The sequence below is a fragment of the Achromobacter sp. Marseille-Q0513 genome (assembly GCF_018195695.1).
Lineage (GTDB): Bacteria > Pseudomonadota > Gammaproteobacteria > Burkholderiales > Burkholderiaceae_B > Achromobacter.
The window spans coordinates 1-438 of record NZ_JAGTJY010000541.1 but is presented as its reverse complement, the minus strand read 5'-3'; the positions used below and the strand labels follow the sequence as shown (position 1 = coordinate 438).

1 pseudogene is annotated in these 438 nt (G+C 60.3%); it reads right to left on the bottom strand.

The window, feature by feature from the left end:
* Positions 1-257 (bottom strand): annotated as a pseudogene (locus tag KDH83_RS31675) (hypothetical protein); the annotation flags it as partial.
* Between the last annotated feature and the right edge of the window lie 181 nt (positions 258-438).

Here is a 438-nt window from a genome sequence, read left to right as displayed (position 1 = left end):
ATGATGGGCAGGAAGTTCACGCCGTTGTAGCTGGCGGTGGCTTCGATAAGCGCTTGCAGATAGCCGAAGGACAGCACCGACATCTCATGCAGGCACCAACGCCCGTGGCGCAGTGCGAACAGGTCGCCTGGTCGCGGAATAGTGATCTCGCGAACGGCATCGTCTGTCATGAATTCGGCCAGCGGCCGCATGAGCGCCTCGAGGGCGAGTCCACGATCCACCGCGCCTGCGGGCGGTGCGTTGAGAGAGTCTTTCATGGGAAAGGGGAACCTACAGGGGATAGGGCAGGAGGATCGCGCGTCGCCGCGCCGGGTGCGGCCGGCAATGGCAGGGTCACGCATTCATGATCTGGCGGCCGCCCATTTCGCGTCTCGTGGCGGCGTCAACAGCGGAATGTTCAGCTCTTTATCTTATTCTTCACTTCTATTATTAATGCTA